Source organism: Amycolatopsis sp. NPDC043889 (assembly GCF_056435645.1).
Genome location: NZ_JBWKEC010000015.1, coordinates 13,567 through 36,572, shown reverse-complemented (window position 1 = coordinate 36,572; position 23,006 = coordinate 13,567). Strand labels below are relative to the sequence as shown.

At 69.0% G+C, this 23,006-nt stretch carries 21 protein-coding genes; 9 read left to right on the top strand and 12 right to left on the bottom strand.

The genetic code is table 11. The features are described from left to right. Positions 1-21 precede the first annotated feature (21 nt). The 4 genes from AC0685_RS25370 to AC0685_RS25355 all read left to right on the top strand — a co-directional run bounded on the left by AC0685_RS25370 (position 22) and on the right by AC0685_RS25355 (position 5,469). On the top strand, positions 22-1,518 hold the full coding sequence (locus tag AC0685_RS25370; RefSeq protein ID WP_478227796.1) for a DUF7782 domain-containing protein: 1,497 nt from the start codon (positions 22-24) through the stop codon (positions 1,516-1,518). Beyond that, positions 1,518-1,943, top strand: a complete 426-nt coding sequence (gene dtd / locus AC0685_RS25365) for a D-aminoacyl-tRNA deacylase (protein ID WP_340685184.1) — start codon at positions 1,518-1,520, stop codon at positions 1,941-1,943. The genes AC0685_RS25370 and dtd overlap by 1 nt, the downstream gene beginning before the upstream one ends. 246 nt (positions 1,944-2,189) lie before the next feature. Further along, positions 2,190-3,221, top strand: coding sequence for a sigma-70 family RNA polymerase sigma factor (locus AC0685_RS25360; RefSeq protein ID WP_255632714.1), 1,032 nt, complete (start codon positions 2,190-2,192; stop codon positions 3,219-3,221). Between the two features lie 589 nt (positions 3,222-3,810). Then, positions 3,811-5,469, top strand: a complete 1,659-nt coding sequence (locus tag AC0685_RS25355) for a fumarate hydratase (protein ID WP_478227795.1) — start codon at positions 3,811-3,813, stop codon at positions 5,467-5,469. Between the two features lie 75 nt (positions 5,470-5,544). On the opposite strand, the gene AC0685_RS25350 is transcribed toward AC0685_RS25355, so the two are convergent. From AC0685_RS25350 to AC0685_RS25310, 9 genes are all read right to left on the bottom strand, one after another. Beyond that, on the bottom strand, positions 5,545-5,955 hold the full coding sequence (locus tag AC0685_RS25350; protein WP_478227794.1) for a hypothetical protein: 411 nt from the start codon (positions 5,953-5,955) through the stop codon (positions 5,545-5,547). A gap of 172 nt (positions 5,956-6,127) precedes the next feature. Beyond that, on the bottom strand, positions 6,128-6,598 hold the full coding sequence (locus AC0685_RS25345) for a hypothetical protein (RefSeq protein ID WP_478227793.1): 471 nt from the start codon (positions 6,596-6,598) through the stop codon (positions 6,128-6,130). 36 nt (positions 6,599-6,634) lie between these two features. After that, positions 6,635-7,432, bottom strand: a complete 798-nt coding sequence (locus AC0685_RS25340) for an ABC transporter permease (protein WP_478227792.1) — start codon at positions 7,430-7,432, stop codon at positions 6,635-6,637. After that, positions 7,410-8,264 (bottom strand): 2-aminoethylphosphonate ABC transporter permease subunit, encoded by an 855-nt coding sequence (locus AC0685_RS25335; protein ID WP_125675330.1) that lies wholly within the window; start codon positions 8,262-8,264, stop codon positions 7,410-7,412. Before AC0685_RS25335 ends, AC0685_RS25340 begins: the two co-directional genes overlap by 23 nt. Further along, positions 8,261-9,322, bottom strand: coding sequence for an ABC transporter ATP-binding protein (locus tag AC0685_RS25330; protein ID WP_478227791.1), 1,062 nt, complete (start codon positions 9,320-9,322; stop codon positions 8,261-8,263). Before AC0685_RS25330 ends, AC0685_RS25335 begins: the two co-directional genes overlap by 4 nt. Continuing rightward, entirely contained in the window at positions 9,319-10,338 is a 1,020-nt protein-coding gene (locus tag AC0685_RS25325; RefSeq protein WP_478227790.1) for a 2-aminoethylphosphonate ABC transporter substrate-binding protein, read from the bottom strand. The genes AC0685_RS25330 and AC0685_RS25325 overlap by 4 nt, the downstream gene beginning before the upstream one ends. A 16-nt stretch (positions 10,339-10,354) precedes the next feature. After that, positions 10,355-11,029, bottom strand: coding sequence for a phosphonatase-like hydrolase (locus AC0685_RS25320; protein ID WP_478227924.1), 675 nt, complete (start codon positions 11,027-11,029; stop codon positions 10,355-10,357). Then, positions 11,023-12,135: a TIGR03364 family FAD-dependent oxidoreductase gene (locus AC0685_RS25315; protein WP_478227789.1), complete on the bottom strand. Its 1,113-nt coding sequence runs from the start codon at positions 12,133-12,135 to the stop codon at positions 11,023-11,025. Before AC0685_RS25315 ends, AC0685_RS25320 begins: the two co-directional genes overlap by 7 nt. Positions 12,136-12,317: 182 nt before the next feature. Then, on the bottom strand, positions 12,318-13,094 hold the full coding sequence (locus AC0685_RS25310) for a GntR family transcriptional regulator (protein ID WP_007033614.1): 777 nt from the start codon (positions 13,092-13,094) through the stop codon (positions 12,318-12,320). 349 nt (positions 13,095-13,443) lie between these two features. Here AC0685_RS25310 and AC0685_RS25305 point away from each other — a divergent pair, with 349 nt between their 5' ends. Then, positions 13,444-14,250 (top strand): S1 family peptidase, encoded by an 807-nt coding sequence (locus AC0685_RS25305; RefSeq protein WP_465452166.1) that lies wholly within the window; start codon positions 13,444-13,446, stop codon positions 14,248-14,250. A 229-nt stretch (positions 14,251-14,479) separates the two neighbouring features. Here the strand turns inward: AC0685_RS25305 and AC0685_RS25300 are convergent, their stop codons facing one another. Both AC0685_RS25300 and AC0685_RS25295 read right to left on the bottom strand, forming a co-directional pair. Further along, positions 14,480-15,586, bottom strand: coding sequence for an NAD(P)H-dependent flavin oxidoreductase (locus AC0685_RS25300; RefSeq protein ID WP_340685176.1), 1,107 nt, complete (start codon positions 15,584-15,586; stop codon positions 14,480-14,482). 8 nt (positions 15,587-15,594) lie between these two features. Next, the gene (locus tag AC0685_RS25295; protein WP_478227788.1) at positions 15,595-17,211 is read right to left on the bottom strand and encodes an acyl-CoA synthetase; all 1,617 of its coding nucleotides are present in this window, start codon (positions 17,209-17,211) and stop codon (positions 15,595-15,597) included. Between the two features lie 70 nt (positions 17,212-17,281). Here AC0685_RS25295 and AC0685_RS25290 point away from each other — a divergent pair, with 70 nt between their 5' ends. Next, positions 17,282-18,070: a crotonase/enoyl-CoA hydratase family protein gene (locus AC0685_RS25290; RefSeq protein ID WP_478227787.1), complete on the top strand. Its 789-nt coding sequence runs from the start codon at positions 17,282-17,284 to the stop codon at positions 18,068-18,070. Between the two features lie 68 nt (positions 18,071-18,138). On the opposite strand, the gene AC0685_RS25285 is transcribed toward AC0685_RS25290, so the two are convergent. Next, positions 18,139-19,698, bottom strand: coding sequence for an acyl-CoA synthetase (locus AC0685_RS25285; protein WP_478227786.1), 1,560 nt, complete (start codon positions 19,696-19,698; stop codon positions 18,139-18,141). 53 nt (positions 19,699-19,751) lie between these two features. Here AC0685_RS25285 and AC0685_RS25280 point away from each other — a divergent pair, with 53 nt between their 5' ends. The 3 genes from AC0685_RS25280 to AC0685_RS25270 are packed head-to-tail and all read left to right on the top strand — an operon-like array spanning position 19,752 to position 23,001. Further along, positions 19,752-20,780 (top strand): Zn-ribbon domain-containing OB-fold protein, encoded by a 1,029-nt coding sequence (locus tag AC0685_RS25280; protein ID WP_478227785.1) that lies wholly within the window; start codon positions 19,752-19,754, stop codon positions 20,778-20,780. 8 nt (positions 20,781-20,788) lie between these two features. Next, on the top strand, positions 20,789-21,844 hold the full coding sequence (locus tag AC0685_RS25275; protein WP_478227784.1) for a thiolase domain-containing protein: 1,056 nt from the start codon (positions 20,789-20,791) through the stop codon (positions 21,842-21,844). Continuing rightward, on the top strand, positions 21,841-23,001 hold the full coding sequence (locus AC0685_RS25270) for a thiolase domain-containing protein (RefSeq protein ID WP_478227783.1): 1,161 nt from the start codon (positions 21,841-21,843) through the stop codon (positions 22,999-23,001). Before AC0685_RS25275 ends, AC0685_RS25270 begins: the two co-directional genes overlap by 4 nt. The last annotated feature ends 5 nt before the right edge of the window (positions 23,002-23,006 follow it).

The window sequence follows — 23,006 nt, the reverse complement described above, 5'->3', positions numbered from 1 at the left end:
ATCCTGGCAGTATTACCGAACGTGAGCACACGAGTGGCCCTCCCCGACCTGTCCGACGACGTCTGCGCGAGGTTGCGGGACGCCTTCCGCCGGACGGGATACGACACCGACGGCGTGGTCGGCGCCCTCGGCTCCGCGCACGCCGCCCTCGGCCGCGGCGAACCGGAACTCGCCTACCGCGCGACCCGCGACGCGGGTGAGCTCGGCACGCTGATCCGCCTTTTCCTGCTGGGGTCGACCGAACCGGAGAAGGACGTCGAGGCCGCTTTCGCGCCACTGTCTGTCGATGACGCGGTCGCCGCCACGCTGCTCGTGCCCGCCGCCGACGGCTACCGGGCCGGCCTCGACGTCCGCCCGCACGGCGACGACGAAGGCTCGTGGTGGGTCGTCTCCGACCTCGACGCCGACGTCCTGGGCACGACCGTGCCCGAAGACCACGTGCTCGGCGTCGGGCACGCCTCGCTCAGCCTGATCCGGGCCACCAGCCGCCGCGAGGTCGGCAGCCTGCTCGACGTCGGCACCGGCAACGGTGTCCAGGCGCTGCACGCCACCCGGCACGCGAAGAAGGTCACCGCGACCGACGTCTCGGCCCGCGCGCTGGCACTGGCGGCGGCGACGTTCCGGCTCAACGAACTGGACGTCGAACTCGTCCGTGGCGAGTGGTTCGCGCCGGTCGCGCGGCGCCGGTTCGACCAGATCGTGTGCAATCCGCCGTTCGTGGTCGGCCCGCCGCGGGTCGACTACACCTACCGCGACTCCGGGCTCGCGGGTGACGACGCCAGCGCGCTCGTGGTGCGCCAGCTGCCCGGGTTCCTCAACGACGGCGGCACGGGTCAGCTCCTGGCGTCCTGGCTGCACGTGAAGGGTGAGGACTGGGGCGATCGGGTGACCCGCTGGCTGCCCGCCGAGACCGACGCGTGGTTCGTCCAGCGGGACATCGCGGACCCGGGCCTGTACGTCGGCACGTGGCTGCGGGACGCGGGCATCGATCCCCGTTCCCCCGAAGGCCGCGCGAAATCCGGAGCGTGGCTCGACTGGTTCGACGAAAACGACGTCCAGGGGATCGGGTTCGGCTTCGTCACCCTCCGGCGGGCGGACGGCGCGACTCCGACGATCGTGTGCGAAGACCTGCGCCAGGCTTACGACGATCCGCTGGGCGCCGAGGCCGCGAACTGGCTGGATCGGGTGGAATGGCTTCGCGCCAATGGTGATTCGCTCCTCGATGTCCGGTTCCGGGTGCCGGAGACGGTGCTCCTGGAGAGCGTCGCCGAGCCGGGCGAGGAGGGCTGGGCCACGACCGTCCAGCGGCTGCACCGCACCGACGGTCCCGGATGGTCGCACGAAGTGGACGAACTCGCGACACGGCTGCTCGCGGGCTGCCAGGGCGCGCTTCCCCTGGAGGACCTGATCGTGCTCCTGGCGGCCGCTCAGGGTCTCGAACCGGAGGAGCTGGCCGAAGCCGCGCTGCCCGTCGTCCGGGAACTGGTCCGGCACGGCATGCTCCTCCCCGCCGTCTGATGCGGGCGGTGGTGGCGAGGGTCACGGAAGCGAGCGTGACCGTCGGCGACGAGGTGACCGGCGCCATCGACGAGCCGGGTTTGCTGGTGCTGCTGGGAATCCACGTCGACGACGACGTGTCCAAGGTGGCGACGATGGCCCGCAAACTGCACGAAGCTCGCATACTTCGCGACGAGGAATCCTGCGCCACCACCGGCGCTCCCCTGCTCGTCGTAAGCCAGTTCACTCTTTACGGCGACACCCGCAAAGGCCGCCGTCCGTCCTGGACGGCGGCCGCCCGGCCCGAGGTCGCCGAGCCCCTCGTGACAGCCGTCGTCGACGCGCTGCGCGAACGCGGCGCGCGGGTCGAAACCGGCCGCTTCGGGGCCATGATGGCGGTCCGGAGCGTGAACGACGGTCCGTTCACCGTCCTCCTAGAGGTCTAGACCACGATTCTTTCTCCTCGGCACGAGCATTCTCAGGAAAAGCTCAGGGTTGGTGGAGCAACGCCCCAGGTCAGCCGCCCGTCTCCTCTGTAGCCGCCGGGAACGTTTTCGGACCTCCCGGCGTTGAGCCAAGTGTCCAGCCAAGCTGGGCCGACGAGGAGTAGCCGGTTTTCCACAGGGCCTGCTACGCCGAGACGGACCCGGCGGACAACCGCAGCACGTTCAGCCCGTGACCGGGGAGGCAGAATGTCAGTCCAGACTCTCGAACGCGAAGCGCGCGGGATTCGCGAGCGCCGTATCCCGGCGCAATCCACCCAGGAGCCGGTGAGCACGGGGGCGCTCACCGACGCCGACCTCGACGCCCAGAGCCCGGCCGCGGACCTCGTTCGCGTGTACCTCAACGGAATCGGCAAGACGGCACTGCTGTCCGCCGCCGACGAGGTCGAGCTGGCCAAGCGCATCGAAGCGGGCGTGTTCGCCCAGCACATGCTCGACACGGCCGAGGGGCTCACGCCGAAGCGGCGTTCGGAGATGTCCGCTCTCGTGCGTGACGGCCACGTCGCGAAGAACCACCTGCTGGAGGCCAACCTCCGCCTCGTGGTCTCGCTCGCGAAGCGTTACACCGGCCGGGGGATGCCGCTGCTCGACCTGATCCAGGAGGGGAACCTGGGTCTGATCCGCGCGGTGGAGAAGTTCGACTACTCCAAGGGGTTCAAGTTCTCGACCTACGCCACCTGGTGGATCCGCCAGGCCATCACCAGGGGGATGGCCGACCAGGGACGCACCATCCGGCTGCCGGTCCACCTGGTGGAACAGGTGAACAAGCTGGCGCGCATCAAGCGTGACCTGCACCAGCAGCTCGGCCGGGACGCCACCCACGAGGAGCTGGCCGCCGAGTCGGGTATCCCGGCGCACAAGATCTCCGACCTGCTCGACCACTCGCGTGACCCGGTGAGCCTCGACATGCCGGTCGGCACCGAGGAGGACGCCCCGCTCGGTGACTTCATCGAGGACTCGGAGGCGACCGACGCCGAGAGCGCCGTGATCTCCGGTCTGCTCCAGGACGACCTGCGCCGCGTGCTCGCGACGCTGGACGACCGCGAGTCCCAGGTGATCCGCCTGCGCTACGGCCTCGACGACGGCCAGCCGCGCACGCTCGACCAGATCGGCAAGCACTTCGGGCTCTCCCGTGAGCGCGTTCGGCAGATCGAGCGAGAGGTCATGTCGAAGCTGCGTCAGGGTGAGCGGGCGGACCGCCTGCGCGCCTACGCTTCGTAATGCCACGACACCTTTCGGCGCGGAAAAAGCAACACCCGTTCGGCAGCGTTGACTTATGACCTGCGTCACGAGACCGTCGAGCAGGCAATAAGTCTTCGCGGTCGGGCGTTCGCGCCCGGATCGCTTTCCCCGGGAGGTCGGGTCCGTCGGGGTGGGCCCGGCCTCCCGAACTAATTTGTGGGGCCCGGCGACAAAATGCGGAGTGCGAATTGCAGCCGGCCCGGTGGGTCGTGAGTGGGATTTCGTGTTCTCACCGTCCTTGCCACTCACGAGGTCCAGCACCGGCGATGTCACGTGACCGACCGGACGACACGCGTGACTGGATGGACGACACGACCGCGGCCGGGGGTTCCGCCGAGAGTCGTCCGCCCGAACACGCGTGTCGTCCCTCTAAGCACGCGTGTCGTCCGTCCAGTCACGCGAAACCGCCACCCACGCACCGGCAGTACGTACCTAAGACACCCTCGGCCCGCCGGCGTCGGCGCCCACCGGCAGTGGCCTCGGTTACGTCAGCCGTGGCCTCGCGGACGCCTTGGCCGGGCTTGGGTACCGTGAGCGGGTTCCCGATGCCGGCAAAGGAGCCCGCGCAGTGGCGCCCACCACGTTCCAGTACACCGAAGTCCTTCCGCTCGCCAAGGACACCCACACCGAGTACCGGCTGATCGGCACCGAAGGTGTCGAGGTCGTCGAAGCCGCGGGCCGGAAGTTCCTCAAGGTCGAGCCCGAGGCGCTGACCAAACTCGCCAAGACCGCGATCACCGACATCCAGCATCTGTTGCGCTCGTCACACCTGGCGCAGCTGCGCGCGATCGTCGACGACCCCGAGGCCAGCGGCAACGACCGCTTCGTCGCGATGGACCTGCTGCGCAACGCGGCGATCTCCGCCGGCGGCGTCCTCCCGATGTGCCAGGACACCGGCACCGCGATCGTGATCGGCAAACGCGGCGAGGGCGTGCTCACCGGCGCCGACGACGAGCGTGCGCTGTCGCGCGGTATTTTCGACGCCTATCAGGAGTTGAATCTGCGCTATTCACAGATGGCGCCGGTGAATTTCTGGGATGAGCGCAATACGGGCACCAACTTGCCCGCACAGATCGAGCTCTATCACAAAGATGGCCAAGGCGACCCGAGCTATGAATTCCTGTTCATGGCCAAGGGCGGCGGCAGCGCGAACAAGACGTTCCTCTATCAGGAAACGAAAGCCGTCCTGAACCCGAAGCGGCTCGCGAAGTTCCTCGACGAGAAGCTGCGCAGCCTCGGCACCGCGGCCTGCCCGCCGTACCACCTCGCGATCGTCGTCGGCGGCACGTCGGCGGAGTTCAACCTGAAGGTCGCGAAGCTCGCTTCCGCCCGCTATCTCGACGACCTGCCCACTGAGGGTTCCGAGCTGGGCCACGGTTTCCGCGACGTCGACCTCGAACAGCAGGTGCTGGAGATGACGCGCCAGTTCGGGATCGGCGCGCAGTTCGGCGGAAAGTACTTCTGCCACGACGTCCGGGTGATCCGCCTGCCGCGTCACGGCGCGTCCTGCCCGGTCGGTGTCGCTGTCTCGTGCTCGGCCGACCGCCAGGCGAAGGCGAAGATCACCGCCGACGGCGTGTTCCTGGAGCAGCTGGAGCGCGACCCGGCGCAGTTCCTGCCGGACGTCACCGAGGACGATCTGTCCGACGAGGTGGTGACCGTCGACCTGAACCGGCCGATGGCCGAGATCCGCGCGCAGCTCTCGCAGCTGCCGGTGAAGACCCGCCTGTCGCTGACCGGTCCGCTCGTCGTCGCCCGCGACATCGCGCACGCGAAGATCGCCGAGCGGCTCGACGCGGGTGAAGAGATGCCTCGGTACCTTCGCGACCACCCCGTGTACTACGCGGGCCCGGCGAAGACGCCCGAGGGTTACGCGTCGGGCTCGTTCGGGCCGACCACCGCGGGCCGCATGGACTCCTACGTCGAGCAGTTCCAGGCCGCCGGCGGCTCGCTGGTGATGCTGGCGAAGGGCAACCGGTCCAAGAAGGTGACCGCCGCGTGCAACGAGCACGGCGGGTTCTACCTCGGCTCGATCGGCGGCCCGGCCGCGCGGCTCGCGCAGGACTGCATCAAGAAGGTCGACGTCCTCGAGTACGCCGAGCTGGGGATGGAAGCGGTCTGGAAGATCGAGGTCGAGGACTTCCCCGCGTTCATCGTCATCGACGACAAGGGCAACGACTTCTTCGAGGCCACCTCGGAACCGGTGCTGCAGATCAGCTTCCGCTGACGTCCGTGAAGGCCTCCTTCCCTACCCTGAAGGTAGGGAAGGAGGCCTTCACGGACCTCATGGCACGTCCTGGCGTTATCGCATCTGCTTCAGGACCACGGTCCGCTCCCCCAGCGGCGCCGACAGCGCCACCGAGATCACCGGATGCCGGATGTCCATCGTGCACATCTGGCCGGTCTGGCCCTTCAGTTCGGTCAGGTTGACGGTGACCCTGGTCCCGTCCTGCTGCGCGGCCTCCGCCGTCGCGTGCCCGCAGCCGCCTTCCTGGCCGCGGATGTTCAGGATCGTCCCGCCGTTGCTGGTGTACACCTCGCGCGGGTAGTCCGCGGGCAGCGCCGACGCGTCGAGCTGCTTGTCCGGCAGCTTGGTGCTGCCTTCCGGAACCTCCTGGCGAGGCGCGCCCGGCACACCCGGCTGGCTCCCCGGCGCGGGCGTCGGGGACGAGGACGGCGGCGCGGTCGACGGTGCGGTCGGCGACGGCGGCACGGTACTCAGGGTTCCGCTCCCGGGTCCGGCCGCGGGTTCCGCTGCCTGGTTCTGCGCCCCGCAAGCGGATACCGCAACGACGATCAGGCCAAGGCCGATGACATTCGTTAAGTACCTCATGTGGCTAGGACGGAACGAGGCCGCGGTGGGGTTGCACATGATCTCAACCCGCTTACAAGACGACGGTCCGGGCCCCGACCGGCTCGGCGAGTTTCACCGGCAGGACGGCGTAGCGGATCACCTGCGGGCACATCTGCCCCGGCTTCCCGTGGTCGATGGTCACGTGGACCACGACCCGCTGCGCGTTCTCTTCGGCGAGGTTCGCCCTCGCCTGGTCGCAGCCGCTCAGTTCGAGGTGCACGTTCAGGCCGCCGTTCTCGGCGCTGACCTGCGCGGGCAGTTCGGTGTCGACCTGGGACGGCGGCAGCATCTTGTCCGAGGGCGGCGGGCCGACGGTCGGCCGTGACATCGGCGGTTTCGCCGCCGGCGGGCTCGCCGGGAGCGAGGTGGGCAGATCCGAAGATGTGGTGACGACCGGAGGGGTGCTCGTGTTCGCCGGCGCTCCGGGGCCGCCCGCGCCGCAGGCCGCCGTCGTCGCGGCGAGCACGAGCCCCGCGCCCAGCGTCTTCGCTGCGTTCATCATGGTGTCAAGACGGAACGAACCTCGCGAACGGTTGCATCACCGCTGGGCCGCGCGGCCCCGGGCCAGCCCGAGCAGCACCACCCCGGCGAGCGTGACGGCCAGCAGCAGCACGGTGCTCGCCGACGCGAGGAACACCTGGCCCCGGTCGGTGAGCGCGAAGATGCTCGCGGGCAGCGTGCGCCAGTCCGGCGGGTACAGCATCATCGTCGCGCCCAGTTCGCCCATCGACATCGCCAGCGCGAGGCTCGCGGACGCCGAGATCGACGGCAGCAGCACCGGCAGCCGCACCCGCAGCAGCACCCGGACCGGCGAGGCGCCGAGGCTCGCGGCGGCCTGTGCCAGCAGCGGATCCATCCGCGCGATCGCGGCGGAGACCGTGCTGTAGGAGAACGGCAGCAGGATCATCACGTGCCCCAGCAGCACGATCCAGCGCGTGCCGTTGAAGGCGAGCGGCGGACGGCTGAACGCGACGAGCAGCGCCAGCCCCAGCACCACCGACGGCACCGCGATCGGCAGGTGGAACAGGGTGTCGACGGCCTTCCGCAGCTTCGGCGGCACCGACTGCGACGCGAGCGCGGCCCACGTGCCGAGCAGTACCGACACCAGCGACGCGATGACACCGGTCTGGATGCTCACGGAGAGGCTCGCGAACGTCTCCCCGGACAGCGCCTGCGCGAAATGCGAGCCGGTGAGCGCCCCCGGCAGCAGTCCTGTCCAGTTCCCGGCGACCGACGCCAGCGCGATCATCAACAGCGGCGCCAGCACGATCGCGGTGAACAACACCCCGAACACCGCCCACAGCAGGACACGGCTACGCCTGGTCCACAGCAGCACGACGGCCTCCCTTCGTCAGTCGCCGGTAGGTTCCGTACAGGGCGAGGGAGAAGACCACGTTGACCACCGCGATGACACAGGCCTGCGGGAAGTCGAAGGTGACGATCCCCTTGCCGTAGACCAGCATCGGCAACGTCGTGACGTCCTTCGCGCCGAGGAAGAGCACGATGCCGAACTCGTTCATCGCCAGCAGCATGGTCAGGCAGGCGCCGGATGCCAGTGACGGCAAGGCTTCCGGGAGAATGACCTGGCGCAGCACGCGGCCGGGTTTGGCGCCGAGGCTGGCCGCGACCTCCATCTGCGCCGACGAGACCTGGCCGAACGCGGCGAGCGCCGGCCGCATCACGAACGGCGTGTAGAAGGTGATCTCCGCCAGCAGGATCCCGAACGGCGAGTACAGGAACCCGCCCGCGCCCAGGATGCCCGCGCTGCCGTAGATGAAGGTGAACGCGAGCGCGATGAGAAACGACGGGAACGCGAGCACGGTGTCCACCAGCCGCGAAAGCGTTCGCGCGCCGGGGAACGGCACGAAAGCGATCACCAGCGCGAGGAACGTCCCCAGCACCACACAGCCCGCGGTGGCGCCGAGCGCGAGCGCGACGGTCTTCCAGGCGGCGTCCCGGAATTCCGCCGAGCCCAGCACGTCCAGCCAGACCGACAACCCGACCTCGCCGGTCTTCGACTCCAGTGATTGGAGAACGACCAGTACGAGCGGATAGCCGAAGAACCCGAGCAGGACGAGCACCGGCGGCAGCAGGAGCCAGCCGCGTCCGGGCTGTTTCTCCCGCCGCCGCGCCGGTGCGGCCGTCGCGGCCAGTGCGAGGCCGGTCATCCGACGCCCACCAGCGGGCAACCGTCCGGAATGGACACTCCGACCCGCTCCCCCACACTCGGAAGTCCCTCGATGTCCGGCACTTCGGCGCGGACCTCGTTCCCGTTGTGCGCGAGCTCGAGGTCGAGCCGGAAGCCCGTGCCGCGCCATTGGACACCGCGCAGCACCGCGGGCAGCGCGCCGGGGGCGTCCACCGCGGTGATCCCGATCCGGTGCGGCCGCACGCCGAGCGCGACGGACTGCCCCGTCCGGATCGTGCCTGCCGGATCCGCGGCCAGCTCGCGGTCGCCGAGCCGGACCCTGGTGCCGTCGGGGTGGATCAGCTCGACCGGGATGAGATTGGAAGCGCCGAGGAAGCTCGCGGTGAATTCCGTCGAGGGACGCTGGTAGAGCTCGCGGCTCCGGCCGAGTTCGACCAGCTTCGAGTCGCGCATGACGGCGATCCGGTCGGCCAGCGCCAGTGCCTCGCCCTGGTCATGGGTGACGTAGATCAGCGTGGTGTCGGGGAGCTCGGCCCGCAGCCGCAGGAGTTCCGCGACCATGTCCTCGCGCAGGGCGGCGTCCAAAGCGGACAGTGGTTCGTCGAGCAGCAGCACACGGGGCCGGATCGCCAGCGCCCGCGCGAGCGCGACCCGCTGCTGCTGCCCGCCCGAAAGCTCACGCGGGTAGCGACGGGCGTACTCGCCCATCCCGACCAGCTCCAGCGCTTCGGCGACCCGGCTCGCCGTCTCGGCGCGAGGCGTTTTCCGCGCCTTGAGGCCGAAAGCGACGTTGGCCTCGACCCGCATGTGCGGGAACAGCGCGTAACTCTGGACGACGACGCCGAGGCCGCGCCGGTGCGGCGGCAGATCGGTGACGTCCTCGCCATCGAGCAGGACCCGGCCGGTGCTCGGCACGACGAAACCCGCGAGTGCCTTCAGGGCCGTCGACTTGCCGGAGCCCGACGGGCCGAGCATCGCCAGCGTCTCCCCTCTCGCCACGGTGAGATCCAGTGGTGAGAGGGCCGTCGTCTGGCCGAAGCGGACGGAAACGCCGCGGAATTCGACCGCCGGGGTCATCGGCCCACGGCCTTCTTGTACGCGGCCAGGTCGGCGTCGAGCTTCGCGAGGACGGCGTCCCAATCCGGCTGCCAGATCTCGACGCCGTCGAGAGCGGCCTTCACCTTGTCCGCCCGCGGGCCGGACGGCGTGACGTCGGTCCGCGACGGGGCACCGAAGGCGTCGACGACCTTGCCCTGCACCTCGGCTGAGAGCAGGAAGTCCAGGAACTTCTTGGCGTTTTCGGCGTGCGGCGCGTTGTTGACCAGGCCCGCGTAGTACGGGAGGGCGAAGGTGGAGCGCTTGCCTCGCGCGTCGGCCGGGAAGAAGACCTCGAAGCCGCCGCTCTTCTCGATCGCGGCCAGGTTCATTTGGACGTCGCCGTTGGCCACCAGGATCTCGGCCTTCGCCACCTTTGGCTGCAGCTTGCCGGTGGAGGACGACGGGCCGACGTTGTTGGCTTCGAGCTTCGCGAGGTAGTCGAGTGCGCCCTGGTCACCGAGTACGTGCTGGAGTTGCAGCAGGACCGCGGTGCCGTCGCCCGCCTCGCCGGGGGTCGAGTACTGGAGCTTGCCCTTGAGCGACGGGGACAGGAGGTCGTCCCAGGTCTTGGGCGAGACCTGCGGGTTGCGGATGAAGCTGAGGTAGTTGTTCATGATCGCGAAGTAGCGGCCCTGGCCGTCCTTCTGCCCGGCGGCGACCTGGTCGATACCGGCGGGGGCCGTGGTGGCGAGCAAGCCCTGCGACGCGGCCCGCTGGATGAACGGCGGGAGCGTGACCAGGATGTCGGCCTGGGTGTTGGCCTTCTCCTTCTCCACCCGCGAGGCGACCTCGCCCGATCCGGCGGTCACCGCCTGGACGGTGATCCCGGTCTTGGCCTTGAACTCCTCGAAGCGCTGGGCGTACCAGTCTTCCAGACCGTCCACTGTGTACAGCGTGACGGTCTGGTCGCCGGAAGCGCCACCGGCGGTTCCGCCACAGGCGCCCAGGGTGAGGGCGAGCAGCCCGGCGAGGGCGGTGGCCGCGAGTTTCTTCATGTCGTCAAAGCTCCTTTTAGGACAGCAGGGCGGGGAGGTCGCGGACGGATTCGAGGACGTGGGTAGCGCCGGCGGCTTCGAGCTCCGGCTTCTTCGCCGATCCGGTGAGCACGCCGGCGACGATCGAGGCGCCGGACCGCAGCCCGGTCTGGACGTCCGAAGCGGTGTCACCGGCGACGGCGATCCTGCGGACGTCGGTGATTTCGAGCCGCAACGCGGCCGCGAGGACCAGGTCGGGGTACGGGCGGCCTCGGACACCCTCGCCCGGGGCCAGCACGGCGTCGGCGAGGCCGCGCCAGCCCAGCGCGTCCAGGATCGCGTTCTGCGTGGCCGGTGCGAAGCCGGTGGTGAGCGCGACCTTCACCCCTTGGGCGCGCAGTTCCTGGATCGTCTGCTCGGCGCCGGGAATCTGCTCGCAGTGGCCGTCGGCGACGAGTTTCTCGTAGGCGTCCTGGAAGGCGATGTTCGCGCGCCGGGCGAGTTCTTCGTCTCCGTCGAGCAGTGCGCGGAAGACGACGATCTTGGACTGCCCCATCGTTTCGACGACGTAGTCGAGCATTCCGGGAAAGCGACTGTCCTCTTCGGACACTCCGGCGGCGGCGATCGCCGCGGTGAAGGCGCGGATCACGAGGCCGTCGTCGGCGACGGTGGTCCCGGCCATGTCCAGGACGACGAGTTCGGTGTTCACCAGGACAGCTCCTCTGCGGTGTCTTCGGCGATGGCGGGGGAACAGGTCATCCCCCGGCCGCCCGGTCCGGTGACGAGCCACGCGTTGTCCGCGACGCGGGCGCGATGCACGATCCGGGTGGTGTCGGCGGTCTGGGCGTAGACGCCGGCCCAACGGCGGGCGATGCGCGGGAGCGGCCGTCCGAGCAGCTCGCCGGCGACCTCGGCCAGGTGGTCGTACGGGTCTTCGGTGGTGTCGAACGAGAACGGCTCGTCGTATTCGTGGGTGTCGCCGATGGTCAGCGACCCGTCGAGGCGCTGGACCATGAGCAGCTGCATGGCGTTGGCCGCGGCGATCTCTCCCTGGGGCTGGCTCGCGTTGAGACCGTCGAGCGCCTCGCCGCGATACGCCGGGTAGTACCGGAAGCTGTCCGCGTCGGCGACCGTGGTGGTGAGGGTTTCCCCGAGCGGCTCGGTCTGCGCCATCTGCAACCGCACCCGGCGGACCGGGGGCTGCCCGGCGAGTTCCTTGACCAGGCCACCGGTCCAGGCACCGGTGCACAGCACCACGACGTCGCCTTCGTGGGTTTCGCCCGCGTCGTCGACGACGCCGCGATCGGCCAGGTCGCGGATCTCACGGCCGGGCATCCAGGTGTATCGGCCGGATTTCGCCAGCTCGGCGCGCAGGGCGGGCTGGGCGACGCGCGGTTCGACGGCGGCGTCGCGGTCACACCAGAGCGCGCCGAGGAAGTCACCGCGCAGGGCCGGGTTCAGCTCCCTGGTCTCGGCTGCGTCGAGCAGCTTGAAGCCGCGGTCCTCCGTGCTCGCGGCCGAGGCCTCGGCGACGGCGAGTTCGGCCTCCGTGCGGACGACGGTGAGTGAGCCGTTCGGCCGGAAGCCGATCCCTTCGACCCGTTCCCCGATGCGCTCCCACAGCACTCGCGCCCGCGCGGCCGTCTCCAGTTCGGGGCCACTGGCGCGGCCGCCGACCCAGACCAGGCCGAAGTTGCGCACGGACGCGCCCCTGGCCTCGGGTTCCCGTTCGATCTGGACGACGTCGTGGCCGCGTTCGACGGCCTGCCAGGCGTGCTGGGTGCCGAGCACTCCGCCGCCGATGATGAGGATTCGCACACCGCAGACGCTCGCCTGCGCGCACCAACGCTCCGTGACACCCGCCCTAACCGCAGGTGAAGTGCCTCCGAAATGTGGACCAGACCTGTTATCTTCGCGTTACATTACCTCGCGTTTCGTCCTCTCGATGCGGTCGTTGAATCCGCAAATACCGCGTTCAGAGGACCAAATGCGGCAGGTGGCTACTCCACGCGGCCCAGTCGGGTCTCGAAGGAGAGCCGGTCGCCTCGGAACAGCGACCGGACGCGCTCGAACGGGATCCCGTCGGGCCCCCACGACGTCCGGTGCATCAGCAGCATCGGCAGCGCCGGGTTCGTCCCGATCAGCAGGGCCTCCCGGGGCGTGGCGAGCACGGTCTCGACCCGCTCCTCGGCGCCGTCGAAGACGACCCCGAGCCGCTCCCGCAAACAGGCGTAGAGCGACTGTGTGGGATCGAACACATCCATCAGCGTCGGGAATCGCGCGGCGGTGAGATAGGTCGATTCCAGCCCGACCCGCTCGTCGTCGGCGAGCAGCACCCGTTCGATGTGGATGACGTCGTCTTCGGGGTCGATTTCCAGTTCCGAAGCCAGCGACGGGCCCGCTTCCCGGCGTTCCAAAGAGATCAGATTCCGCCCTGGTTGAATGCCCTGCCTCCTGAGTCCTTCGGTGTAACTCACCAAGGCGAGCGGCTGGACGAGCTTGGGGCCCGCGACGTACGTGCCGCTCCCCTGCCGCCTGCTCAGCCGCCCTTCGAGCACGAGTTCACCGACGGCCTGGCGGACCGTCGCGCGGGAAACCTCGAATCGTTCGGACAGTTCCCTTTCGGTGGGAAGTACCGCTCCTTGCCCTAATTCGGAGATCACGTCGAGCAGATCGACTTTGACCGCGTAATAGCGGGGAATACGGCCGTGCTCGGGAATTCCGTCCCGAACCGGGCCGTCGGCGGGTGGATGAAGTCTTGGCGAACGCGCTTTCACGATCCAGATCCTAGGCCCGTTTCCCCATGCCTGTACTGACCCGAACGAAGTGTTCATGCCACGCTCACACTCGTGGACGAAACGGGCACCTCGTTCGGCGGATCGGGCAGGTGTGACGGAGCGTTCAGCCTTCCGGCGGTTCCGGCGCTCGCCGGTCCAGGAGTAGAGGCGTTGGGCGCTCCGGACCACGCCATTCGTCGGCAGTCAGGCCCGGACGTCCGTTAATCACCACCATCGGCCGAAAGATCCGAAGAAAGTTGGTTGTCCCGGCGTATGCCCACCTGCTGTAGTCAGTTGGCCGCAGTCAGTCTCCCTGCCTCCACTGTGGACAGCCGGAAGGAATGAACCCTTGAACATCAAGCGTCGGTTCAGCCTGCTCAAAAAGACCCTGATCGCCGTCGCGGCGGCCGGAACCCTGGCGGGTCTCGCCACGGCTCCGCAAGCCGCGGCCGCGCAGCCGCCGTCCACCGACGTGGTCGGTGGCACCCGCGCCGCTCAGGGCGAATTTCCTTGGATGGTAAGGCTTTCCATGGGCTGCGGTGGTGCGCTCTACACCCCGCAGATCGTGCTGACGGCCGCGCACTGCGTGTCGCGGACCGGGGCCAACACGGGGATCACCGCCACCCTCGGCGTCGTGGACCTGCAGAGCACGGCGGCCAAGAAGGTCAAGTCGACCTACGTGTACCGGTCGCCGACCTATCCCACCTCCACCGGCGGTGACTGGGCGCTGATCAAGCTCGCCAGCCCGGTCAGCGGCATCCCGACGCTGCCGATCGCCACCACGACCGCCAACAACAGCGGCACGTTCACCGTCGCCGGCTGGGGCGCCGCGACCGAGGGCGGGGCGCAGCAGCGTTACCTCCTCAAGGCCAACGTTCCGTTCGTCTCCGACTCGACCTGCAAGGCGCAGGGCGGCAGCTACGCCGACCTGATCGACAGCGCCGAGATCTGCGCGGGCAACGTCAACTCCGGCGGCGTCGACACCTGCCAGGGTGACTCGGGCGGCCCGATGTTCCGTCGCGACAGCGCCGGTGCCTGGATCCAGGTCGGCATCACCAGCTGGGGCGAGGGTTGCGCGCGGGCGCACGCTCCCGGCGTCTACACCGAGGTGAGCACCTTCGCGACCGCGATCAAGAACGCGGCCGCCGGTCTCTAGTCTCTCGCACGGCATGCCCTGAAGGTCCCCTTCACCACAGCGACGAGGTGAAGGGGACCTTCTCGTTTCAAGGGGCTGCCGTGTCGCGGCGAGGGCAGTTCTCGGCCGCCCTGCCACCGTGTCGCGAAAGCCACTGTGACCCAGCCTCACCTCACCGGCGAAGTCCGTGAAGGCCTCCTTCCCTACCCTGAAGGTAGGCAAGGAGGCCTTCACGGACTTCGCGGCAACCTCAGCGGGTCTTGTCCAAACGCGACAGTGTCTCTTCGTACCCCGACACCAGCTCCGAGATCACGTCGGCGACCGGGCGCACCCGGTCCATCCGCCCGACGATCTGCCCCACCGGCATCGAGACCACGCTCGGATCGGCCGCGTGGTGGATCCGGTTGTGCGCGTGGGAAACGAGCAGGTTCTGCAGCGGCATCGGCAGCGGTTCGGGCGCGTCCGGCGCGGCCCACGCCTCGGTCCACCGCGTCTTGAGCAGCCGCGCCGGTTTACCGGTGTAGATCCGCGTCCGGACGGTGTCGGACGAACCCGCCGCGACCAGCGCCCGCTGCATCGCCTCGGACTCCCCCATGGTCTGGAGGTATTCCTCGGTGGCGAGCCAGAAGGAACCCATCCACACCCCGGACGCGCCCAGCGCGAGCGCCGCCGCGACCTGCCTGCCCGAGCCGATCCCGCCGGCGGCGAGCACCGGGACGCGGTCGCCGACGGCGTCCACCACCTCGGGCAGCAGGACCATCGACGCGATCTCGCCGGTGTGCCCGCCCGCCTCATAGCCTTGCGCCACAACGATGTCGACACCGTTGTCGACGTGCCGCACGGCATGTTCGGCCTTGCCCGCCAAGGCCGCGACCGGCACGCCCTTCGCGTGACACTGCTCGATGACGTCCACCGGCGGCGACCCCAGCGCGTTGGCGATCAGCCGGATGGGGTGTTTCAGCGCGACCTCGACATGGGACCGGGCGACCGAATGCAGCCAGCCCAGCACTCCCGCGCGTTCGTCGGTGTCGTCGGGCAGCGGCGGCACCGCGAGATCGCGCAGCGTCCGCTCCACGAAGTCGCGATGCCCCTGCGGGATGTGTTTCGCGAGATCGATCGACGTCCCTTCGGCCGGGATCTTCGCGGGCATCACGATGTCGACGCCGTAGGGCTTTCCGCCGGTGTTCTCGTCCATCCAGGACAGGACGGCGTCGAGCTCGGCGGCGTCGTTGAACCGCACGCAGCCCAGCACGCCGAGACCGCCCGCCCGGCTGATCGCCGCGGCGACGTGCTCGGACGGGGTGAACCCGACGATCGGCAGTTCGATCCCGAGCCGGTCGCACAGAGACGTCCGCATGAAACTCCTTACGCCGGTTGAATGGTGATGGGCTCGTGCTCGGCGGCGTAGCGCTGCGCCCAGGGATAGTCCGGTTTCCCGCTGGGTGACCGCCCGATCTCCTCGGCGAGCCAGAGACTGCGCGGCACCTTGTAGCCGGCGATCTCGGTCCGTACGTGCGCTTCGAGCGCGGCGACGTCGAGATCCTTGCCGGAGCGCGGCTGGATGACCGCGGCCACCCGCTGGCCGAGCCGGTCGTCGGGGATGCCGATGACGAGCGCGTCGAAGACGTCCGGATGCGACTTGAGCGCGCCCTCCACTTCCTCCGGGTACACCTTCTCGCCGCCGGTGTTCACGCACTGCGACCCCCGTCCGAGCAGGGTCACCGTGAGGTCTTCCTCGTAACGCGCGTAGTCACCCGGGACGACGTACCGCTTGCCGTCGACCTCGACGAAGATCTTCTCGGTCTTCGCGGGATCCTTGTAGTACCCGAGCGGGACGTGCCCGCGCCGGGCGATCAGGCCGATCGCGCCCGGTTTCGGTTCGACGAGCGCGCCGTCGTCGTCCACCAGGATCGCGTCCTTGCCGAAGTTGACCCGAGGACCGGCGGAATGATCGCTGTCCTTGCTGACCATGCCGATGCCGGTGAACCCGCTTTCGGACGAACCGATCGCGTCGGTGATCACCACATGCGGGAGCAGGGACAGGAATTCCTGCTTCACCGACTGGGAGAACAAGGCGGCGTGACTCGACACCGCCACGATCGACGACGCGTCGTAGCCGCCCTCGCGATAGGCGTCGATCAGCGGCCGCGCCATCGCGTCACCGACGATGGTGAGCACCTGGACCTTGTTGTCCTGCACGGCTTTCCAGACCTCGTGCGCGTCGAACCGCGGGACGAACACGACCGGGCTGCCGGTGAACAGCGCGCCGAACGCGGCCCACTGCGCGGCGCCGTGGATCAGCGGCGCGGCCGGGAGCCGGACCAGGCTGCCCGACTTGCCCTGCTCAGCGAGCGTCCACTCGTCCGGGACGTACTCGCCGGTGACAAAGTTGATGCCGCCACCGAGCGCCCGCCAGATGTCCTCGTGGCGCCACAGGACGCCCTTGGGATAGCCGGTGGTGCCGCCGGTGTAGAGGATGTAGATGTCGTCGGCGCTGCGCTCGGCGAAGTCCCGCTCGGGGGAGCCTTCGGCGAGCGCGGCTTCGTAATCCACGCCTCCATAGGACGAGTAGTCGCCGTCGCTTCCGTCGTCGATAACGACAACGTGTTTCAGTTTCGGCGTCTCCGGCAGGACGGCCGCCACCTTGTCCGAATACTGGCGCTCGTGGACCAGCGCCACGAGGTCGGCGTTGTCGAACAGGTACCGCAGTTCGCCGTGGACGTAGCGGTAGTTGACGTTGACCGCGATCGCGCGCAGCTTGTACGCGGCGATCATCGATTCCAGGGCCTCGATCGAGTTCCGGGAATAGACACCGATGTGGGATCCGGGTCCCACGCCGTGTGCGGCGAGATGGTGCGCCAGCCGGTTGGCGCGCTCTTCCAATTCGGCGAAGGTGACCCGCCGATCGCCGCAGACGACCGCGATGCGCTCCGGCACGGCGTCGACGGCGTGCTCGAGTAGATCCGCGATGTTGAGTGCCACTCCCACAAAGTAGAACATGTTATCGTTCTGGGCAATGGCCGCTCTTTCAGTGAAGTCAGTGGAGGTCCCGGTGGGCGAACCGCACGCGCTGGTGGAAAAGATCGAACACACCCTCGTGGTCACGATGAACCGGCCGGAGGCCCGCAACGCGCTCAGCGGCGAGATGCTCGGGATCATGGTCGAGGCGTGGAACAGGGTCGACGAGGACGACGACATCCGGTGCTGCGTGCTCACCGGCGCGGGTGGCGCGTTCTGCGCGGGCGCGGATCTGAAGTCGATGTCGAAGAACTCGCCGTCGGACTCGTTCGAGAAGGGCACGTTCGATCCCAGCCGGATCGAGGGCCTGCTCAAGGGCCGCCGGCTGACGAAGCCGTTGATCGCCGCCGTCGAAGGCGCCGCGATCGCCGGCGGCACGGAGATCCTGCAAGGTACGGACATCCGCGTCGCGGGTGAGAGCGCGAAGTTCGGTGTGTCCGAGGCGCGGTGGAGCCTGTTCCCGATGGGCGGTTCGGCCGTGCGGCTCCCCCGCCAGATCCCGTACACCGTCGCCGCCGACCTCCTGCTGACCGGACGGCATATCACCGCGGCCGAGGCGCTGGAGATCGGCCTGATCGGCCACGTCGTCCCGGACGGGAAGGCGTTGGACAAGGCACTCGAACTCGCGGGCCTCATCTCCGCGAACGGTCCCTTGGCGGTCCGCGCGATCCTCAAGACCATGCGGGACACCGAAGGCATGCACGAGGAAGAGGCCTTCAAGCTCGACGCCCAGTACGGCATCGAGGTCTTCGCGAGCGAAGACGCGAAGGAAGGCCCCCGCGCCTTCGCCGAGAAGCGCAAGCCCGTCTTTCGGGGCCGCTGACCCCTGCGTTTAGTCCTCTGAATGCGGTAGTTCGTCGGCGAACTACCGCATTCAGAGGACGAAATGCGTCAGGGGACGCGGTGACCGGCCCAGTAGGGGTCGCGGAGCTTGCGCTTGTAGAGCTTTCCGTTCGGGTCGCGCGGGAGTTCGGGCAAGTAGTCGACGGAACGCGGGAGTTTGAACTTCGCGAGACGCGACGCCGCGTACTCGAGGATCTCCGCGGTCAACTCCTCGGAGGGCTCGACACCGTCCGCGGGCTGGACGACGGCCTTGATCGCCTCGCCCCAGTCCTCGTGCGGGACGCCGAACACCGCGACGTCGGCGATCTTCGGGTGCATCACCAGTTCGCCCTCGATCTCCGCCGGGTAGATGTTGACCCCGCCCGAGATGATCAGGTCCGCCTTGCGGTCGTGCAGGAAGAGGTAGCCGTCCTCGTCGAGATGCCCGACGTCGCCGAGGGTGAACAGGTCCCCGACCCGCGCCTTGTCCGTCTTGGCCCGGTCCTTGTGGTACTCGAACTTCGAGTCGCCCATCTTCATGTACACCGTGCCGGTCTCGCCGGCGGGCAGTTCCGTGCCCTCGTCGTCGAGGATCTTGATCGTCGAACCCGGCCACGGCAGCCCGACCGAACCCGGCTTCTTGAGCCATTCCTCCCCCGAGATCGCCGTCCCGCCGCCTTCGGTGGCCGCGTAGTACTCGGTGACGACCGGGCCCCACCAGTCGAGCATCCGGCGTTTGACCTCAAGCGGACAGGGCGCGGCGCCGTGGATCATCACGCGCAGCGAACCCAGGTCGTAGGCCGCGCGGACGTCGTCCGGCAGCGCGAGCAGACGGCGGAACTGCGTCGGGACCATGTGGCTGTGCGTGACGCGATGCCGCTCGATCAGCCGCAGCATGTCCTCGGCGTCCCAGCGGTCCATCAGCACCGCGGTATGCCCCAGCTGCAGGGAAATCGCGACGAAGTTCAGTACCGCCGTGTGATAGAGCGGCGACCCGCACAGGTGCACGTGGTCGTCGTGCGGCGCGAGCCCGAAGATACCGAAGAACCACGCCGACGCGCCCGGGACGGAGTCGGGGTCGGCGCCGGTCAGTGGCCGCCGGACACCCTTGGGCCGCCCCGTGCTTCCCGACGTGTAGAGCATCGGCGAGCCCGCCGTGCGCCGCTCCGGACGTCCGTCGCCCTCGCCGGAGCCGAGTTCCTCGATCCGGCGGAAGCCCTCGACGTCGCCGACGGCGAACCGCCCGCGCTCCGGGATGCCCGCCTCGTCCGCGGCCGCGATCGCGACGTCGGCGAAGCGTTCGTGCGCGAGGAAAGCCTTGGCACCGCTGTCAGAGAGGATGTAGGCGACCTCCGGCCCGACAAGATGCCAGTTGACCACCACGATGTACAGGCCGGACTGGATGGCGGCGAAATAGGCCGCGACGAGTTCGTCGCCGTTGGGCTGCAGGACGACGACCACGTCACCGGCTTCGAGCCCGAGGGCTTGCAGCCCCCGCGCGTAAGCGTTCGCTTTCGCGGCGAGCTCTCCGTATCCGATGGAGCGGCCGTCCGGATCGACGAGTGCGACCCGCTCCGGCTCCTGCGCGGCGATGTTCCAGACCCCTAGTGTCCCGGTGGCAGTCGGCATACCCGCAAATCTAGAACGCGTTCCACTCAAGAGCAACCGTCAGCGAAGCCCAGATGAGCTGTCTTGCCGGAAAATCGAGAACGTGTTTCACTCAGAATGTGAGCGCACCTGAACTCCCGCTGTCGGCCCCGCTCAACGTGGGCTTCGACTACACGCGTTCGGTCGGCCCGGTGCTCGGCCGGTTCGTCAACGCCCTGCGCGAGCGCCGAGTCGAAGGCGTCCGGGGCAGCGACGGCCGCGTCCACGTGCCGCCGCTGGAGTACGATCCCGTGACCGCCGAAGCGCTGTCCGAATTCGTGCCGGTGGCTTCCGAGGGCGTGATCGTCTCCTGGTCCTGGATCGCCGAACCCGTCGACGGCCAGCCGTTGTCGCGGCCGTTCGCGTGGGCGCTGATCCGGCTCGACGGCGCCGACAGCTCGATCCTGCACGCGGTCGACGCCGGCTCTCCCGCAAGTGTCCACACCGGACAACGGGTCCGGATCCGCTGGGCGGACGAGACCGTCGGCCACATCCGCGACATCGCCTACTTCGTCCCCGCCGACGGCCCCGGCACAGAAGCCACCGAGGCGCCTCCGCCGGTCGCGAAACGCGAAGAGGGCGCGCCGGTCAGCGTGGTGATCACACCGATCCACCTGCGCTACGAACATTCCGCGTCACCGGAGGAAAGCCGGTACCTGCGCGGGCTCGCCGAGGGAAAACTGATCGGCCAGCGCTGCCCGTCCTGCGAGAAGGTCTACATCCCGCCGCGTGGCGCCTGCCCGACCGACGGCATCCCGACCACCGATGAGGTCGAACTGCCCGACACCGGCATCGTCACGACGTTCTGCATCGTGAACGTGCCGTTCCTCGGCCAGAAGATCAAACCGCCCTACGTGGCCGCGTACATCCTGCTCGACGGCGCGGACATCGCGTTCCTGCATCTGGTCCTCGGCTGCGACGCCGCCGACGTCCGGATGGGCATGCGGGTCCGGGCCGCCTGGAAACCGCGGGACGAATGGTGGACGTCGCTGGAGAACATCGGCCATTTCGAGCCGACCGGCGAGCCCGACGCACCGTACGAATCCTTCGCCCACCATCTGTGAGGACCACAGTGCCAGATGTAGCAGTCGCGGGCTTCGCGCAGGCCCCCAACGTCCGCAGCACCCCGGGCACCACCAACGGCGTGGAAATGCTGGTGCCGATCTTCGCCGAGGTCTTCGAGCGGACCGGTCTGTCCAAAGAGGACATCGGGTTCTGGTGCTCGGGTTCGTCGGACTACCTCGCCGGCCGCGCGTTCTCGTTCATCGCCGCGGTCGACGCCATCGGCGCCTTCCCGCCGATCCACGAATCGCACGTCGAGATGGACGCCGCCTGGGCGTTGTACGAGGCTTGGCTGAAGATCCGGATGGGCGAGGTCGACACGGCGCTCGTCTACGGCTTCGGCAAGTCTTCCGCCGGGCAACTGCGCCGGGTGCTGGCCCTGCAAATGGACCCGTACGTCGTCGCGCCGCTCTGGCCGGACTCGGTGAGCGTCGCCGGGATCCAGGCGAGGCTGGGGCTCGAATCCGGCCTTTGGTCCGAAAAGGATCTCGCCGAGGTCGCCGCGCGCAGCCGCGCGGACGCCGCCGGGAACCCGGCCGCGCAGCTCTCCGGAACGGTCGAGGTCGCCGAGCTCCTGGACGCCCCTTACTTCGCGGATCCCTTACGGGCCCACGACATCGCTCCCATCACCGACGGCGCCGCCGTGCTCGTGCTCGCGTCGGCCGAGCGGGCCGCGGACCTCGTCGACAGCCCGGCGGTGATCACCGGGATCGAACACCGCGTCGACTCCCCCGCGCTCGGCGTCCGAGACCTCACCAAGTCGCCTTCGACGGCGGCCGCCGGGCGGGCGCTCGACCTCGACGGCGTCGAAGTCGCGGAACTGCACGCGCCGTTCACGCATCAGGAACTGATCCTGCGCGACGCGCTGGGCCTCGGCGACCAGGTGCGGATCAACCCCTCCGGCGGCGTCCTGACCGGCAATCCGATGTTCTCGGCGGGGCTGGCGCGGATCGGCGAGGCGGCGAACCGCGTCCTCGACGGCAGCGCGCGCAAGACCCTCGCCCACGCGACCAGCGGCCCCGCCCTCCAGCAGAACCTGGTCGCGACCTTGGAGGTCCTTTCGTGAAGCACCTCGCCGCCGTACTGGGAACGGGCCAGACCCACCACAAGGCCAAACGCACCGACGTGTCCATGCCCGGACTGCTCCGGGAGGCCATCGACCGGGCGATGCTCGACGCGCGGACCGGCTGGGACGACATCGACGCCGTCGTCCTCGGCAAGGCGCCGGATCTGTTCGAGGGCGTGATGATGCCCGAACTGTTCCTCGCGGACGCGCTCGGCGCGACCGGGAAACCGTTGCTGCGCGTGCACACCGCCGGTTCGGTCGGCGGCTCGACCGCGCTCGTGGCGGCGTCGCTCGTGCAGGCAGGCGTGCACAAGCGGGTGCTGACCGTGGCCTTCGAGAAGCAGTCCGAATCGAACGCCATGTGGGGCCTGTCGATCCTGCCGCCGTTCCAGATGCCGGTGGGCGCCGGGGCGGGCGGCTACTTCGCACCGCACGTGCGCTCGTACATCCGGCGATCCGGCGCGCCCGACCACGTCGGCGCGATCGTCGCGGCCAAGGATCGCCGCAACGGCGCCCTCAATCCGTACGCCCATCTGCGGCAGTCCGACATCACGGTGGAGTCGGTGCAGGCCTCGCAGATGCTGTGGGATCCGATCCGCTACGACGAGACGTGCCCGTCTTCGGACGGCGCGTGCGCGATGGTGATCGGTGACGAAGCCTCGGGCGACGCCGTTCCCGGTGGCGCGGCGTGGATCCACGCGACCGCGATGCGCACCGAGCCGACCACGTTCGCCGGACGCGACCAGGTGAACCCTCAGGCCGGACGGGACGCCGCGGCCGCGTTGTGGCGGGACGCGGGCATCACCGACCCACTGTCCGAAGTGGACGCCGCGGAGATCTATGTGCCGTTCTCGTGGTTCGAGCCGATGTGGCTGGAGAACCTGGGGTTCACCGACGAGGGCCAGGGCTGGAAGCTCACCGAAGCCGGCGAAACCGCGCTCGGCGGACGCCTGCCGGTCAACCCTTCGGGCGGCGTGCTCTCGTCGAACCCGATCGGGGCTTCCGGGATGCTCCGGTTCTCCGAAGCGGCCAAGCAGGTGATGGGCCGGGCCGGGGACTACCAGGTCGACGGCGCGCGGATCGCGCTCGGGCACGCGTACGGCGGCGGTTCGCAGTTCTTCTCGATGTGGGTGGTGGGATCGGCCAAACCGAGCTGACCGCG

Bases quoted from the DNA above. Each gene is read 5' to 3' on its own strand.
- AC0685_RS25325 (WP_478227790.1), bottom strand. From the start codon at position 10,338: ATGAAGAAACTCGCGGCCACCGCCCTCGCCGGGCTGCTCGCCCTCACC.
- AC0685_RS25280 (WP_478227785.1), top strand. From the start codon at position 19,752: ATGAGCTGTCTTGCCGGAAAATCGAGAACGTGTTTCACTCAGAATGTG.
- AC0685_RS25285 (WP_478227786.1), bottom strand. From the start codon at position 19,698: ATGCCGACTGCCACCGGGACACTAGGGGTCTGGAACATCGCCGCGCAG.
- AC0685_RS25360 (WP_255632714.1), top strand. From the start codon at position 2,190: ATGTCAGTCCAGACTCTCGAACGCGAAGCGCGCGGGATTCGCGAGCGC.
- dtd (WP_340685184.1), top strand. From the start codon at position 1,518: ATGCGGGCGGTGGTGGCGAGGGTCACGGAAGCGAGCGTGACCGTCGGC.
- AC0685_RS25345 (WP_478227793.1), bottom strand. From the start codon at position 6,598: ATGATGAACGCAGCGAAGACGCTGGGCGCGGGGCTCGTGCTCGCCGCG.
- AC0685_RS25300 (WP_340685176.1), bottom strand. From the start codon at position 15,586: ATGCGGACGTCTCTGTGCGACCGGCTCGGGATCGAACTGCCGATCGTC.
- AC0685_RS25330 (WP_478227791.1), bottom strand. From the start codon at position 9,322: ATGACCCCGGCGGTCGAATTCCGCGGCGTTTCCGTCCGCTTCGGCCAG.
- AC0685_RS25335 (WP_125675330.1), bottom strand. From the start codon at position 8,264: ATGACCGGCCTCGCACTGGCCGCGACGGCCGCACCGGCGCGGCGGCGG.